The organism is Stutzerimonas sp. R40042 (assembly GCF_026642215.1).
Lineage (GTDB): Bacteria > Pseudomonadota > Gammaproteobacteria > Pseudomonadales > Pseudomonadaceae > Stutzerimonas > Stutzerimonas frequens.
Genome location: NZ_CP113258.1, coordinates 2,958,243 through 2,973,236 on the forward strand (window position 1 = coordinate 2,958,243; position 14,994 = coordinate 2,973,236).

Below are 14,994 nucleotides of genomic sequence, written 5' to 3' on the forward strand. Positions count from 1 at the left end.
CAAACGTTCATGACCCTGCTCAACCAGCAATTTCTGCTCGCCCAGCGGCCCGTCGGCGCACCGACCCGGGATACCTTCGAGTTCGTCGAGAAACCGGTGGGCGAACCCGGGCCGAATCAGATTCTGGTCAAGGTCGAGTACCTCTCCATCGACCCGGCCATGCGTGGCTGGATGAACGACGCCAAGTCCTACATTCCGCCGGTGGGCATCGGCGAAGTCATGCGCGCGCTGGGCGTCGGCAAGGTGATCGCCTCGCAGCACCCGGATTACAAGGAGGGCGATTACGTCAACGGCGCACTGGGCGTGCAGGCGTACTACCTCGGCGAGCCGAAGGGCTTCTACAAGGTCGACCCGCAGCAGGCACCGCTGCCGCGCTATCTGTCAGCGCTGGGCATGACCGGCATGACCGCCTACTTCGCGCTGCTCTCGGTCGGCCAGCCCAAAGCCGGCGAGACCGTGGTGATCTCCGGGGCTGCGGGCGCGGTTGGCAGCATTGCCGGGCAGATCGCGAAGATCAAAGGCTGCCGCGTGGTCGGCATCGCCGGCGGTGCGGACAAGTGCCGCTTCCTCACGGAAAAGCTCGGCTTCGATGGCGCCATCGATTACAAGAACGAAGACCTGGCGGCGGGCTTGAAGCGCGAATGCCCGAAAGGCGTGGACGTGTATTTCGACAACGTCGGCGGCGACATCCTCGACACGGTGCTGCAACGCATCAGCGTCGGCGCACGGGTGGTGATCTGCGGCGCCATCAGCCAGTACAACAACAAGGAGGCGGTCAAGGGCCCGTCCAACTACCTGTCGCTGCTGGTCAATCGCGCACGGATGGAAGGCATGGTGGTGACCGATTATGTGTCGCGCTACCCGGAAGCGATGCGCGATATGGCCGAGTGGCTCGCCAGCGGCCAACTGAAGAGCAAGGAGGACGTGATCGAGGGTCTGCAGACTTTCCCGGAAACGCTGATGAAGCTGTTCACCGGCGGCAACTTCGGCAAGCTTGTACTCAAGGTCAGCTAAGCATAGACCCCGGAGGTTAAAAAGGCCGAGCCTGCATGGGGCTCAGCCTTTTTTCGTTTGCGCTTAACCCAGCTCGGCGACCACATTGGCCAGCGCGCTCGCCGGGTCCGTGGCCTGGCTGATCGGGCGACCGATCACCAGATAATCGGAGCCCGCCGCCATGGCCTGAGCCGGAGTCAGGATGCGGCGCTGATCGTCCTGGGCACTGCCGGCCGGCCGGATGCCCGGGGTGACCAGTTGCAGCTCCGGGAACTGTGCTTTCAGCGACACAGCCTCCTGCGCCGAACAGACCAACCCATCCAGGCCTGCCTGCGAGGCCAGACCGGCCAGACGCAGCACCTGCTCCTGCGGGGCGATATCCAGACCGATGCCGGCGAGATCGGCCTGTTCCATGCTCGTCAGCACCGTGACGCCGATCAGCAGCGGCGCGGGCCCGGCCATGCCAGCTAGGGTTTCGCGACAGGCTGCCATCATCCGCAGGCCACCAGAACAATGCACGTTGACCATCCACACACCGAGCTCGGCGGCCGCTTTTACCGCCATGGCCGTGGTGTTGGGGATGTCGTGAAACTTGAGATCGAGGAACACTTCGAAACCCATCGCCTGCAACGCCTCGACGATCGCAGGCCCGCAACGGGTGAACAGCTCCTTGCCGACCTTGACTCGACACAGTCGCGGGTCGAGCTGCCTGGCCAGTGCCAATGCGGCATCGCGGGATGGGAAATCGAGCGCTACGATAATCGGAGTCTGGCAGGTCATGACACGTCCTCGGAAAAGTCGGCGCGCATTGTGGCAGAAAACGCATTGCGCGACGAAAGCCAAGCCTTACGGTCCAAGTAGATGTCGGCTTTCAGGTCTCGGCGCTCCGACGTAAAGTGCAGGCCAATTGCCTACAAGTTATCGAACAACCACCTGGAGGGAACTCATGCCCTGGTATTTCTGGTTGATTCTGGTCGTCGCACTAGGCTCGATCGTCGGCAGCCTGTTGATGCTGCGTTCCACTGCCCGGAAAATTCCGCTGACCGACGAGCAGAAAAAGCGTATTGCTCAGCGTAATGCCGAGGCCGATGCGCAGGAGTCGCGTGATCGCTGACCGATGCTGAACGCAGCTGCCGGTTGGCTACCGGCTGACGTTTGCAGATGCCCGCCGGCCTCAATAGTGGCACTATGCCCTTTTGCCGCGTTCATGCAGTTCTGGCAGGACTCCCCTCATGCAATCCCCCCTCTCCGTTGACGGCCCGACCAAACCGAAGGCCAAGGCGATCTTTGCCCGGCGCATTCTCCCCGGCATGGTCGCGCTATTGGTGGCAGCGATCGTCGCGGCGGCCTTTGCCGTTATCCATATCGCCCGCGAGATCGACCAGGATGCCCTGCAGCAGAGTCGTTTCCTGACTGGCAAGGCGCTACAGGCACAGCACGACTGGATGAACCGCTCCATCGTCGACTACGCCTTCTGGGGCGATGCCTACGTACACCTGAGCAAGCAGGTCGATGTTGATTGGGCCTATGCCCAGGCCAATCTCGGCCCCTCGCTGTACAAGGACTTCGGCTACGACGCAGTGCTGGTGATCACCCCGGCGGGCACTACCTCGTATGCGGTGATCCGGGGCAAGCTGCAGCCGGTGGATGCTTTCCAGTATCTGCAACACGGCTTGCCCGAACTGCTGGCACGGGCCCGTGAGGCCGCCGAAGACGACGCAGGCGCCTCGACCCTGCTCTGGGCTGAAGGGCAACCTGCTCTGGTTGCTGCTGCCTCGCTGACCACTGGCGGCACGAATATCGAAGAACACGAAGGGCCGCCTTCCACTCTAGTCTTCGTCGATCTGCTCGACGCCGCACGACTGGAGGCAATCGGCGAGCAGTACGCCGTGCACAAACTGCAGCTGCTTGCCGATCCGTCGGCCCAGGCTGGACCGATCATCAGCCAGGCGCTGGAGGATGGAACGCCCGTTCACCTCACCTGGACGGCGGCAAAGCCGGGGCGCCTGCTGCTTCTGGTCACCCTGCCCGTTCTCACCGCCGTGGCGCTCGGTCTCGGGCTGTTCGCCTGGCTGCTGGTACGCCATGCGCTGCGTGTCGTGCACCTGCTCGACGTCAGCTATGCACGGCTCGCCTCCAGCCGCAGTGCGCTGGCCGAGAGCGAGGAACGCTTCCGCGATGTGGCCGAAGCGGCCTCCGACTGGATCTGGGAAACCGACGAACAGGCCTGCCTGACCTTTCTCTCAAACCGCTTCCAGCAGATCACCGGCTATCAACCGAAGCAGTGGCTGGGCCGACCCCTGCTCGAGCTGCTGATCACCGACAGCGCCGCGCTACAGAGCTGGCTCGAGGCGCCCCACAGCGCACCGCTGCGCAGCAGCTACCGCGCCGCCGATGGCTGCGAGCGCTATTGCCGGCTGGCTGCACGGACCATCCGGCACGATGGCAAGCTGCTCGGCTACCGCGGGACCGCCAGCGACGTCACCGAGGAGACCCGGGCACAGGCGCGGGTTCAGTACCTGTCGCAGCATGATGCGCTGACCGGATTGCCCAACCGCAGCCGCCTGCGCGATTACCTCGAACAGAACCTCGCGTCGCTGCGTAGCGGCTCGACCCTGACGCTGCTGTATATCGACCTCGACCGCTTCAAACCGGTGAACGATACCCTTGGCCATGCAGCCGGCGACGAGGTGCTGATCGGCGTCGCGTCACGTCTGCGCGAGCGCACCCGCGACGGCGACCTAGTGGCGCGCCTGGGTGGCGACGAGTTCGTCGTCGTGCTCCATCGCATGGGCGAGGACGACGATATCGATCGGCTGTGCAACCGCATCATCGATGCGCTGAGCGCTCCATTCACCTACGAGGATCAGCAGATCAGCATTGGCGCCAGCATTGGCGTGGCTCTGGCACCGAGCGACGCCAGCCAGGCCAACGAACTGTTGCGCTGTGCCGACATCGCTCTCTACCAGGCCAAGGACGCCGGCAGAGGCACATGGCGCGCCTACGGCCAGGAAATGGATCAGCGCCTGCATGATCGGCTGCGCCGCGAAGAGGAACTGCGCGTAGCGATCGCCGAACAGCAGCTTGAGGTGCATTATCAGCCGCGCTACCAGAGCCACGACCTGCACATCATCGGCGCCGAGGCACTGGTGCGCTGGGAACATCCACAGCGCGGCATGCTGCTGCCCGAGCAATTCATCCCGCTGGCCGAGGAAACCGGGTTGATCATCCCACTCGGGCGCTGGGTGCTGCGCCAGGCCTGCCAGCAGGCGGCGCGCTGGCCGAGCAACACGGTGGTGTCGGTCAATCTCTCTCCGCTGCAGCTGCACGACGATCGTCTGCTGGAGGAAATCACCCAGGCTCTGGCTGACAATGGCCTTGCCGGCGACCGACTGGAACTGGAAGTGACCGAGAGCGCACTGCTGCGCGAAACCCAGAACACCCTGGAGCTGCTCAAGCGCATCAAGACGCTGGGTGTTCGCCTCGCGGTGGACGACTTCGGCACCGGCTATTCGTCGCTGACCACCTTGCGTCACTACCCCTTCGACGTGATCAAGATCGACAACAGCTTCGTCGCCGGCATCGGCCAGTCCATCGAAGATCATTCCATCGTCCGCGCCCTGATCGAGCTGGGACGTGGCCTGCGGATGCGGGTGACGGCCGAGGGCGTGGAAACCGAAGAGCAGCTGCGCCTGCTGACCGACGACGGCTGCACCGAGGTGCAAGGCTTCCACATGAGTCATCCATTGCCCGCCGAAGAGCTGCACAGGATGCTGTACACAGCGGAGCGCCAGCGCTAGTCACGGCGCCCGGGTAGTTTCAGCGCTTGAGTTCGAACTGGATTTCAGCACCTTCGATCAGCGATTCGTCTTCGGCTTCGCCCGATATCAGGCGGCCGCCAATCTGCATCGATCGCGACGGCTCCCCCGTATCGAAAAGCGGTGGCAGAAGGCGGATGGATTCGCTGCTAGGCGCCGGTTTCAGCTCTTCGGCCAGTTCTTCCGGCAAGCGCAGATCAAGCACCGGCTCGACAAGCTCGAGCTCGGCCGGCTTCTCCGGCTGCTTTGGCGGCGCAGGGCGCGATCGCGCGGCAGGCTGAGCTTCAGGCTCAGGAATGTCGATCTGTACAGGCGGCGGCTCAGCTTCCGCCGCCTGATTCACAGGCGCCACCTCGATCTCCAGATCAGGTGGCGCCTCTGTCGCGTCAACGGGCTCCGATATCGACTGCTGCGGCGTTTGCGCTGCTCGTTCGGCTTCCCGAGCCTGCTCCTCGCGCTCGCATCCACTCAGCAAGGCCAACAACAGCAACAAAAACAGCGGCCTCGACATCGGCATCATTCCTCGCAGCGAAGGACTCAGGAGCGCCTATTGTGCGTCCCGGCACAGCTCCGACGCCAGTTGCCCGAGCGTACGCAAGGCGCGCTCGGTCTCGTGGTTCCAGGGCAAACCGCAGTTGAGCCGTATGCAGTGGTTGAACTGCTCGGTGTTGCTGAAGATCAGCCCCGGCGCAATGCTGATGCCCTGCGCCAGCGCCCGCACGTGCAGCTCTTGGGTATTGACCCGCACCGGCAGACTGACCCAGAGGATGAAGTTGCCCTTGGGCCGCGTCATCTGCGTGCCTTCCGGGAAATAGCGCTGCACCGCCAGCTGGAAGGCACTGAGGTTCTTGCGATACTCCTGGCGGATCGCCCGCAGGTGCCGGTCATAGCCGCCATTCTCCAGGTACGCCGCCACGGCCATCTGCGTCACGCTGCAGGCCGAGTGAGTACTGAACGTCTGCAGGCGCTCGATCTCCGGTTGATGGCGACCAGCGATGACCCAACCGATACGCACGCCCGGCGACAGCGTCTTGGAGAAGCTCGAGCAGTAGATGACCCGCCCATCCCGGTCATTGGACTTGAGCGCCTTGTACTGGTCCTGCTCGAACATCAGCTCACCGTAGATATCGTCCTCGACGATCTGGATGTCGAACCGTGCTGCCAGGCTCAGCAGCTGCTTCTGTCGATGGTCGGGCATGCTCACGCCCAGCGGATTGCTCAGCCGCGCCGTGAGCACCAACGCCTTGATCGGCCATTGCCCGGCCGCCAGCTGCAGCGCCTCGAGGCTCATGCCAGTATCCGGATCGCTGGGAATCTCGATGACCTTGAGCCCCAGCAGATCCGCCAGTTGCAGCAGACCGTAATAGCTCGGCGACTCGGCGGCAATCAGATCCCCTGGCCGCGTCAGCACCCGCAGCGACATCTGCAGCGCATCGACGCAACCATGAGTGATGACGATCTCGCCGGGATCGACCACCACACCGGCGTCGCGCATACGGATCGCCACCTGACGGCGCAACGGCTCATAGCCAGGACTGAACATGTAGCTGAACGCCCGCGGGCTCTGGAAGCGCGTGACCTTGGCCAGCTGCTGGTGCAACGCCCTGACCGGCAGGTAATCCACATGCGGCACGGCGGCGCCCAGCGGAATCAGCCCTTCACGACGGGACTCGCTGAGTACCTGGTTGATGATGCTGCTGCGCGTGACCAGTGTGGGCCGCTCGACCCGCGCGATATCGGGTGTCGGCGCGGTGAGCACCGGCGTCTGGTGGACATAAAAGCCGGACTGCGGGCGCGCCCTGATCATGCCCTGATCTTCGAGATTGGCGTAGGCCTGGAGCACGGTCGCATGGCTGACGCTCAGCTGCCGGCTCATCTTGCGTACCGAAGGCACACGTTCGCCAGGTCGATACACCCCGCGCCGGATATCCTCGGCGAGCTGCTGGGCAATTCGCTGATAGAGCAACAGATTGGTCATCTCGCCGGTCTCCCGCCAACTGAACCGTAACAGTAGCTCAGCGAAACACCAGCAGACCAATACAGTTGCGTAGCATGTGGGCGAAACAGTCCAGTCTCTAGCCCATGATTTCAGCGATCAGGCGCGAGATTACCTTCCCCGTCGGAAAACAGGATCTCGACCCGGCGATTCTGCGCACGGCCACGTGCCGAAGCGTTTTCCGCCAGCGGAAACTTCTCACCATAACCGCGCACTTCGATACGCTCGGCGCTGATTCCCAGGCTAACCAACAGATCAGCCACCATCTGCGCCCGCGCGCGCGACAGTTCCAGATTCGCCTGCGGGTCGCCACGGCTGTCGCTATAGCCCTCGATACGTACCTTGCGCTGCGGGTTGCGCTGCAGGAACTGGACGAGCTTGAGCAGGGTTCGATTCGCCGTATGGCTCAGCTCCGCACTGTCCGGATTGAAAAGCACGTCACCTAGCGTCATGACCTGGCCACGGTCAGTCTCGCTCGCCGCCAGGCTCATCAGCTGGTCTTCGAGCCAGCGCCCCTGCTGTTCATCGGTCATCAGCCTGGCGTCCTGCAACATCCGCCGCAGTCGGTCCCGCTCCATTTCCAACCGCGCCACCCGCTCCTGCTGTTGCAGCAGCTTGCCCTGCAGCTCGGCGATCTCGCTGTAGCGCCGACTGAGATAGGCGTAATGGCGAGCATCCTCGGCACCGCCCCAATACTCTTTGAAGCGCTCGGATCGTTGCAGGGTTTCAACCGCGCGCTGCAAATCCTTTGGCGCATTGCGATGGACGGCAGGATCGGTCTCAATCCGCTGCAATGCGGCAGAGGCCTCGCCGATCGCCCTCTCGGTTTCCTGGCTTGCGCAGCCGACCAACGCCAGCCCGGCCAGCAGCATTGCGAATCGCCGTGTCACCGTACGTCTCCTAACTGCTGCCGTAGACGCTGAATGCGCCGATTGAGATCGCCGACCTGCGCCTCACGCTGATCGCTGAGCACGCGCAGCTCCGCCAGCCGGGCGTCCAGCTCGGCCTGCTCGGCCAACAGGCGCGCCTCACGGTTTTCGCCGGCCTCAAGCGCCGAGCGGGCAGCAGCCAACTTGGTCTCGGCCTGCACCAGTTCCTCGTAGACCAGAGCGGTTTCGATCGAGCGGGCCTGGGCAACAGCCTCTTCCGTCAGGCGCAACTGCGCCACGGGAGCAGGGTCACTTGCACACCCCAGCAGAACCAGCAGCGGCAACGAAAGGGCACAGGGAAGTAGTCGTCTCACGGTGAATCCTATTTTTTCGAAGCGCTGCCACGGCCAGTCTGCTGGTTCTTCCACACCGTCAGGTTGTGCACCAGCAACTGCTCTGGCACGCCGGCGGCGCGCAATTCTGTCATTTTCCGCGCCAGTTGTCCGCGCAACCAGGGATCGTTGCACGCCGAGTCATGGGAAATCGCCAAATGCATGTCACGGCCAATAACCGGAGGATCCAGGCGTTGCACCTTGTCCAGCAATCCCAGCGCGTCAGCCGCAGCAATCGTGCCGTAACGCTCATGCAACAGGTACTGGCGATCACCCTCGATCAACTGCCGCAGCCCCTGCTCGAGCCCGGGCGCCTGCTGCAATTGCAGATTTGCCTTGGCGAAGGCGTCGAACTCGCTGCCATAACGACTGCCAGCGACAACCACGCCCGGATGACCTCGCAGGTCTTCGCGGCTGGAGTAGAAGAAACCGGGTTCATTACGCACCCATGCGACGGTTTGCAGCTGGACGATGGCCGGATGTATGAAGTCCAGTTCTTCCAGTCGCTGGATCGTCAGCGTCGCATCGGCAAGGACATCCACGCGTCCACTGCGTACCTCATCGAGCGCCTTGGTGCGATCGCCGGTGTAGAGCAGCTCCAGCTTCAAGCCGAGGGACTCGGCGATCTGCCCCAGCAGATCGGCGTTGGCACCCACCAGGCGCTTGGGGTTCTGCGGATCGCGCCAGAGAAACGGCGGGTTGTCTGCCGCACCGGTTGCCACCAGGCGATCACATTTTCCCGCTGCCGTTGCCGTGAGCGGCGCCGCCAGGGCCAGCGCGATCAACGCAGATTTCAACGCAAAGGCGAAACGCATGAATATCCTCTTAGTGCGGTAAAGCTGGTGCGAAACGGTTGCGCCGATGGTACACCGACGAGCCCACTGATCGCCCATGAAAAAACCCGCTACATGAGCGGGTTTCTTCAACAGCGATCAGCTTCAGACCAGCTTTTCCAGCTCCGGCACGATCTCGAACAGATCGCCCACCAGGCCGTAGTCGGCAACCTGGAAGATCGGCGCTTCCTCGTCCTTGTTGATCGCAACGATCACCTTGGAGTCCTTCATACCTGCCAGGTGCTGGATGGCACCGGAGATACCGACCGCGATGTACAGCTGCGGTGCAACGATCTTGCCGGTCTGGCCGACCTGCATGTCGTTCGGCACGAAGCCGGCATCGACCGCGGCACGGGAGGCACCGACTGCGGCGCCGAGCTTGTCGGCCAGCGAGTACAGGTGCTTGAAGTTCTCGCCGTTCTGCATGCCGCGACCGCCGGAAACGACGATCTTGGCGGCGGTCAGCTCAGGACGATCCGACTTGGCCAGCTCTTCGCCAACGAAAGCGGACTTGCCGGCATCGCCAGTCCCGGACACTTGCTCGACCGCAGCCGAGCCGCCGGTAGCATTCACCGCATCGAAGCCGGTGGCACGTACGGTGATGACCTTGATGGCAGCGCTGGACTGCACGGTAGCGATGGCGTTACCGGCATAGATCGGACGCTTGAAGGTATCGGCGCTTTCAACCGCGATGATCTCGGAGATCTGATCGACATCCAGTTGAGCGGCAACGCGCGGCAGGAAGTTCTTGCCGTTGGTGGTCGCTGCAGCCAGCACGTGGCTGTAGTTCTTCGCCAGGTCGGCGATCAGCGGCGCGACGTTTTCCGGCAGTTGATTGGCGTAAGCCGCGTCATCAGCGACCAGGACCTTGGCCACGCCGTCGATCTGCGCGGCTGCTTCGCCGATGGCACCGCAGCCGCTGCCGGCGACCAATACGTGGATGTCACCACCGATGGCCTGGGCGGCAATCCGCTTGGCCGCGGCAACGGTGTTCAGAGTAGCGGCCGCGAGGACGGCATTATTGTGTTCAGCGATAACCAGGATAGTCATTTAGATTACCTTCGCCTCGTTCTTCAGTTTCTCGACCAGTTCAGCCACGGACTTGACCTTGATACCGGCGCTGCGGGCTGCCGGCGCTTCGACTTTCAGGGTCTTCACGGTGGAAGTGGTGGTGACGCCCAATGCATCCGGGGTCAGCGTTTCCAGCGGCTTCTTCTTGGCCTTCATGATGTTCGGCAGCGACGCGTAGCGCGGCTCGTTCAGACGCAGGTCGGTGGTGACGATCGCCGGCAGGTTCAGCGCGACGGTCTGCAGGCCGCCGTCGATTTCGCGGGTGACGTTGACCTTGTCGCCAGCCACTTCCACTTTGGAGGCGAAAGTGCCCTGGGCATAGCCGGTCAGCGCGCCGAGCATCTGGCCGGTCTGGTTGTTGTCGCTGTCGATCGCCTGCTTGCCGAGGATGACCAGCTGCGGCTGCTCCTTGTCGACCACGGCCTTGAGCAGCTTGGCAACCGCCAGGGAGTTCAGTTCGTCGTTGGACTCGACCAGCACGGCGCGGTCGGCGCCCAGCGCCAGCGCGGTGCGCAGCTGCTCCTGGGCAGCGGTCGGACCGATGGAGACGACAACGATTTCGCTCGCCACGCCCTTCTCTTTCAGGCGTACTGCCTCTTCCACGGCAATTTCGCAGAAGGGGTTCATCGACATTTTGACGTTGGCCAGGTCAACGCCGGAATTGTCCGCCTTGACGCGAACCTTGACGTTGTAATCGACCACTCGTTTGACAGCTACAAGAACCTTCATGGATTCCTCGTTACTCTCCGGTGAATAGAATTCCGCCGAGGCGAACCGAGCCTTGCTCGTGGCTTGGGTTTTGATAGCCGCTGCCCTGTTCGGCGAGTGCAAACCGTCCGTATCTTGACCGCAGGCCGCGGACGGGGTCAACAACGCATATGACCCGTCATAACGACGCGGTTCGGGCGATTCTAACAGGCTTCCAGAAAATTCAAACAAACGTTTGTATTGGACCGATTCGAGCGTCTATATATAATGCGCCGGCCCGGCTCGGTCAGGGGCCGATCACAGCCCTCCACCACTTATATAACAACCAAGCCCTGAGTAGGAGAAAGCCTAATGGAACGCGAATACATGGAATTCGACGTTGTCATCGTCGGCGCCGGCCCTGCAGGCCTATCCGCAGCCTGCCGCCTGAAGCAAAAAGCCGCCGACGCTGGTCAGGAAATCAGTGTATGCGTCGTCGAGAAAGGCTCCGAAGTAGGTGCCCATATCCTCTCCGGCGCGGTCTTCGAACCTCGCGCGCTGAACGAACTGTTCCCCGATTGGAAAGAACTCGGCGCCCCGCTCAACACGCCGGTCAAGCGTGACGACATCTACCTGCTGAAGACCGAAGAAGCGGCCAGCAAGCTGCCCAATGCACTGGTCCCCAAGACCATGCACAACGAAGGCAACTACATCATTTCCCTCGGCAACCTGTGCCGCTGGCTGGCCCAGCAGGCCGAGAACCTGGGTGTCGAGATCTACCCAGGCTTCGCCGCTCAGGAAGCGCTGATCGACGAGAACGGCATCGTGCGCGGTATCGTCACCGGTGACCTGGGCGTCGACCGCGAATGCAATCCCAAGGAAGGCATGTACACCCCAGGCATGGAACTGCGCGCCAAGTACACGCTGTTCGCCGAAGGCTGCCGCGGTCATATTGGCAAGCAGCTGATCAACCGCTTCCAGCTCAACGCCAACGTCGACCCGCAGCACTACGCCATCGGCATCAAGGAACTCTGGGACATCGACCCCGCCAAGCATGAGCAGGGTCTGGTCGTGCACACCGCGGGCTGGCCGCTGAACGACGATAACACCGGCGGCTCCTTCCTTTATCACCTGGAAAACAACCAGGTGGTCGTCGGCCTGATCGTCGACCTGTCGTACAGCAACCCGTATCTGTCGCCGTTCGACGAATTCCAGCGCTACAAGCACCATCCGGTGATCAAGCAGTATCTGGAAGGCGGCAAGCGCGTTTCCTATGGAGCCCGCGCCATCGCCAAAGGCGGCCTGAACTGCCTGCCGAAGATGGTCTTCAACGGCGGAGCGCTGATCGGTTGCGATGCAGGCACCCTGAACTTCGCCAAGATCAAGGGCAGCCACACGGCGATGAAGTCCGGCATGCTGGCTGCCGAAGCCGCTGCGGACGCACTGCTGGCCGGGCGCGAAGGTGGCGACGAACTGAGCGCTTACGAAGAAGGCTTCAAGTCCAGCTGGCTGTACGATGAGCTGTACAAGAGCCGCAACTTCGGCGCTGCCATTCACAAGTGGGGCGCAATCAAGGGTGGCGCGTTCAACTTCATCGATCAGAACATCTTCGGTGGCAAGATCCCGTTCACCTTGCACGACACCAAGCCGGACTACGCCTGCCTCAAGACGGCGGCAGAGTCGAAGAAGATCGACTATCCCAAGCCGGACGGTAAGCTGAGCTTCGACAAGCTCTCCTCGGTATTCCTCTCCAACACCAACCACGAGGAAGAGCAGCCGGTTCACCTGAAGCTGGCCGATCCGAGCATTCCGATCGAGAAGAACCTGCCGATGTATGACGAGCCGGCTCAGCGTTACTGCCCGGCCGGCGTTTACGAGGTCGTGAGCAACGACGATGGCAGCAAGCGCTTTCAGATCAACGCGCAGAACTGCGTGCACTGCAAGACCTGCGACATCAAGGACCCGGCGCAGAACATCACCTGGGTCGCGCCGGAAGGTACCGGCGGGCCGAACTACCCCAACATGTAAGCAACGAAAAGGCTCCCTCGGGAGCCTTTTTTATCGGTGCTGACAGCGAAATACAGCGATCACTATTCGGCACGGCCGATGGGAAAGAACACGCCGCCGCTCCATACGCCGAGCCAGCTCTCGCCCTCTACATCACCGGGCACAGCCAGGTCCACCAACTGATAGAAGACGTTGCGATGAATCAGCGCCTCGAGATTGGCACGCACGTGAATGTACGGCGACGGCTCTTGGGTTTGCGGATCGAGGCTGACGCGCAGCGGGTGCTCCTTGCCGGCCTCCACGACATCGTCGACGTTGGTGATGAAACGGAGCAGCTGCGCTTCGCCCTCCCCACTCACGTCCAGCCGCACCGCGACGAAGGGTGCATCCTCGACCTGGATGCCGACCTTTTCCACCGGCGTGACCAAGAAGTAATCGTCGCCGTCGCGTCGAATAACCGTGGAGAACAGACGAACCATCGCCGGCCGCCCGATCGGCGTGCCCTGGTAAAACCAGGTACCGTCACGCGCGATACGCATGTCGAGATCGCCGCAGAACGGTGGATTCCACAAATGCACCGGCGGCAGCCCCTTCTTCTCGCTGGCCGAGAGCTGAGCCAGCAAGTCGCCCGCCTTGCCTGTATCGTTCATCCAGATCTCCTCGCTTCGCAGCTATTTCCGCTTCGATACTGCCACATCGCTCAGCGTGACAGACCCAGCAACCGACGAGCATAGTCCTCAAGCGGCGGCCGCAGAAGATGCTCGGGCCGAGCGTCATAGATCCCCAACAGTCCACCGCGGCTGCGAATACGCGCGGTGTCGACCAAATAGCGGGTCCCCGTCTCGATCAGCATCAGTTGCACCACGCCGGAGTCCACGCCGAGTCGATCCAGCGCGCGCTGCTCATTCAGTTCGTCAAAGCTACCGATATGATCATCTGCGGCCGCATAGCGCAGATAGAGAAGGTAATGGGCGCCGACCGCCGAGGCCTGTGCCATGGCTTCCTCCAATCCGGCCGGCTCGCGAGCACGGCGGACCAGCGGGAAGTATTCGACGAAACCGTTGAAGGCTTCCTCCGCCACCACATTCGGCCGTGGATAGACATCACCCGACGGGGCGAAATGGCCCTGCGCGATATAGATGAAGGAATCCGGTTGCAGACGCCATGAGCTGGAGCGACGCGTGTCGCTGTGGTCAAGAACGCCGGCGTCACGAAGGTGATAGCGGGTACCCTCGGCCATATCACTGACCTTCATGCAGCCAGCCAGGACAAGCAGCGCCAGCAAACCTGGCACGCCTAACAGGAAACGCATGGACTCATCCTCCAGGAGGCCGGCGACGGAAAACCGGCAATCGCACCGGCAATGCAGCATCCACGCCATATTGCCTCTTCGCGAGTTCACAGCGGCCATGCACATCTGCGGTCATAGTCCGCGCTGCCACTCCTGGCGCAAAGGCGCGTTGCGGGGATCGTCGATCGCCTCGCGTAGCTGGCTCATCAGCCGCAGCTTGTCGGCGCCCAGGGAGCCCTTGAGCACCAGGTAGTTAGACGCGTGATCGCTGCGGAAAACCGTGTCGCGCAACTCGAGATCGCCCAGTAGCCAAGCCAGTTCGACGAGCAGGTCAGTCAGCGTCAGCGGCTCGAAGTTTTCGTATCCCTCGCGAAAGCGCGCATCGCCCTGCGGGAAGCTGACCACCAGGGTAGAAAGGAATTCTGGCTGCGCCGCATTCATCAGACGTGCGGAATTGCGCGCATGCTGCCGACTCAGCGCCCTTCCACCGAGACCGTTGAGAATCATCACCGAACGGGCAATTCCCGCCTGGCCGAGCTTGTCCAGCGCACTCAGGGTCGAGTCGTAGGTTTCGCCCTTGTTGACCCGCGCCAGCACCTCGTCGTCGCCGGATTCGGCGCCGACGTAGGCCATGCCAAGCCCGGCGTCCGCCAGCTCGCGCAACTCCTCGACCGACTTTTTGCGCAGGTTTCTCGGCAGGCAGTAGCTGGAGACCCGCTGCACCTCCGGCAGGCACTGACGAATCTGCTCGAGGATCGTCAGCAGCCTTCGGGTCGGCAGCACCAGTGCATCGCCGTCGGCCAGAAACACCCGCTGAACGATCAGCTGCTCACCGCAGCGGCGGATCTCCTCGAGCACCTCGGCTTCATCGCGGGCGCGAAATTTCTTCTGCGGCGCGGTGTACATCTCGCAGAACGTGCAGGCGTTCCAGGAGCAGCCATTGGTCACCGGCAGGATCAGCGAGTGCGCCTCGCTGGGTGGCCGGAAAACCGGCTCGATGTAACGGATGGGGAAATCGCGCATGCTCATCGGTTCTT

15 protein-coding genes are annotated in these 14,994 nt (G+C 62.5%); 4 read left to right on the plus strand and 11 right to left on the minus strand.

What is annotated here, in order from left to right; all coding sequences use genetic code 11:
* The first annotated feature begins 9 nt into the window (after positions 1-9).
* Positions 10-1,014, plus strand: coding sequence for an NADP-dependent oxidoreductase (locus OUY36_RS13915; protein ID WP_125867923.1), 1,005 nt, complete (start codon positions 10-12; stop codon positions 1,012-1,014).
* A gap of 63 nt (positions 1,015-1,077) precedes the next feature.
* On the opposite strand, the gene pyrF is transcribed toward OUY36_RS13915, so the two are convergent.
* Entirely contained in the window at positions 1,078-1,773 is a 696-nt protein-coding gene (gene pyrF / locus OUY36_RS13920; RefSeq protein ID WP_267934767.1) for an orotidine-5'-phosphate decarboxylase, read from the minus strand.
* Positions 1,774-1,939: 166 nt separating this feature from the next.
* Between pyrF and OUY36_RS13925 the strand changes: the two genes are divergently transcribed.
* Positions 1,940-2,107 (plus strand): DUF2897 family protein, encoded by a 168-nt coding sequence (locus tag OUY36_RS13925; RefSeq protein ID WP_011913707.1) that lies wholly within the window; start codon positions 1,940-1,942, stop codon positions 2,105-2,107.
* 118 nt (positions 2,108-2,225) lie between these two features.
* The gene (locus tag OUY36_RS13930; RefSeq protein WP_208216285.1) at positions 2,226-4,793 is read left to right on the plus strand and encodes a bifunctional diguanylate cyclase/phosphodiesterase; all 2,568 of its coding nucleotides are present in this window, start codon (positions 2,226-2,228) and stop codon (positions 4,791-4,793) included.
* Positions 4,794-4,812: 19 nt separating this feature from the next.
* On the opposite strand, the gene OUY36_RS13935 is transcribed toward OUY36_RS13930, so the two are convergent.
* The 7 genes from OUY36_RS13935 to OUY36_RS13965 all read right to left on the minus strand — a co-directional run bounded on the left by OUY36_RS13935 (position 4,813) and on the right by OUY36_RS13965 (position 10,701).
* A complete protein-coding gene (locus OUY36_RS13935) occupies positions 4,813-5,322 on the minus strand; it encodes a hypothetical protein (RefSeq protein WP_208216286.1) in 510 nt (169 codons plus the stop codon).
* A gap of 36 nt (positions 5,323-5,358) precedes the next feature.
* Entirely contained in the window at positions 5,359-6,789 is a 1,431-nt protein-coding gene (locus OUY36_RS13940; protein ID WP_063539868.1) for an aminotransferase-like domain-containing protein, read from the minus strand.
* Positions 6,790-6,899: 110 nt separating this feature from the next.
* On the minus strand, positions 6,900-7,679 hold the full coding sequence (locus OUY36_RS13945) for an OmpA family protein (RefSeq protein ID WP_442807066.1): 780 nt from the start codon (positions 7,677-7,679) through the stop codon (positions 6,900-6,902).
* A gap of 14 nt (positions 7,680-7,693) precedes the next feature.
* The gene (locus tag OUY36_RS13950) at positions 7,694-8,050 is read right to left on the minus strand and encodes a DUF4398 domain-containing protein (protein WP_063539870.1); all 357 of its coding nucleotides are present in this window, start codon (positions 8,048-8,050) and stop codon (positions 7,694-7,696) included.
* Between the two features lie 8 nt (positions 8,051-8,058).
* Positions 8,059-8,883 carry a substrate-binding periplasmic protein gene (locus OUY36_RS13955; protein WP_267934770.1) on the minus strand — a complete coding sequence of 275 codons (825 nt, stop codon included), beginning with the start codon at positions 8,881-8,883 and terminating at the stop codon, positions 8,059-8,061.
* Between the two features lie 123 nt (positions 8,884-9,006).
* Positions 9,007-9,951 (minus strand): electron transfer flavoprotein subunit alpha/FixB family protein, encoded by a 945-nt coding sequence (locus tag OUY36_RS13960; protein WP_267934772.1) that lies wholly within the window; start codon positions 9,949-9,951, stop codon positions 9,007-9,009.
* On the minus strand, positions 9,952-10,701 hold the full coding sequence (locus OUY36_RS13965; RefSeq protein ID WP_003299612.1) for an electron transfer flavoprotein subunit beta/FixA family protein: 750 nt from the start codon (positions 10,699-10,701) through the stop codon (positions 9,952-9,954). It lies immediately after the preceding gene.
* 330 nt (positions 10,702-11,031) lie between these two features.
* Here OUY36_RS13965 and OUY36_RS13970 point away from each other — a divergent pair, with 330 nt between their 5' ends.
* Positions 11,032-12,687, plus strand: a complete 1,656-nt coding sequence (locus OUY36_RS13970; protein WP_267934773.1) for an electron transfer flavoprotein-ubiquinone oxidoreductase — start codon at positions 11,032-11,034, stop codon at positions 12,685-12,687.
* A 62-nt stretch (positions 12,688-12,749) separates the two neighbouring features.
* Here OUY36_RS13970 and OUY36_RS13975 read toward each other — a convergent pair whose 3' ends face one another.
* The 3 genes from OUY36_RS13975 to OUY36_RS13985 all read right to left on the minus strand — a co-directional run bounded on the left by OUY36_RS13975 (position 12,750) and on the right by OUY36_RS13985 (position 14,986).
* Positions 12,750-13,316, minus strand: coding sequence for a DUF1285 domain-containing protein (locus tag OUY36_RS13975; protein ID WP_267934774.1), 567 nt, complete (start codon positions 13,314-13,316; stop codon positions 12,750-12,752).
* A 50-nt stretch (positions 13,317-13,366) separates the two neighbouring features.
* Positions 13,367-13,978: a DUF4823 domain-containing protein gene (locus OUY36_RS13980; RefSeq protein WP_267938176.1), complete on the minus strand. Its 612-nt coding sequence runs from the start codon at positions 13,976-13,978 to the stop codon at positions 13,367-13,369.
* Between the two features lie 111 nt (positions 13,979-14,089).
* The gene (locus OUY36_RS13985) at positions 14,090-14,986 is read right to left on the minus strand and encodes a radical SAM protein (RefSeq protein WP_267934776.1); all 897 of its coding nucleotides are present in this window, start codon (positions 14,984-14,986) and stop codon (positions 14,090-14,092) included.
* Between the last annotated feature and the right edge of the window lie 8 nt (positions 14,987-14,994).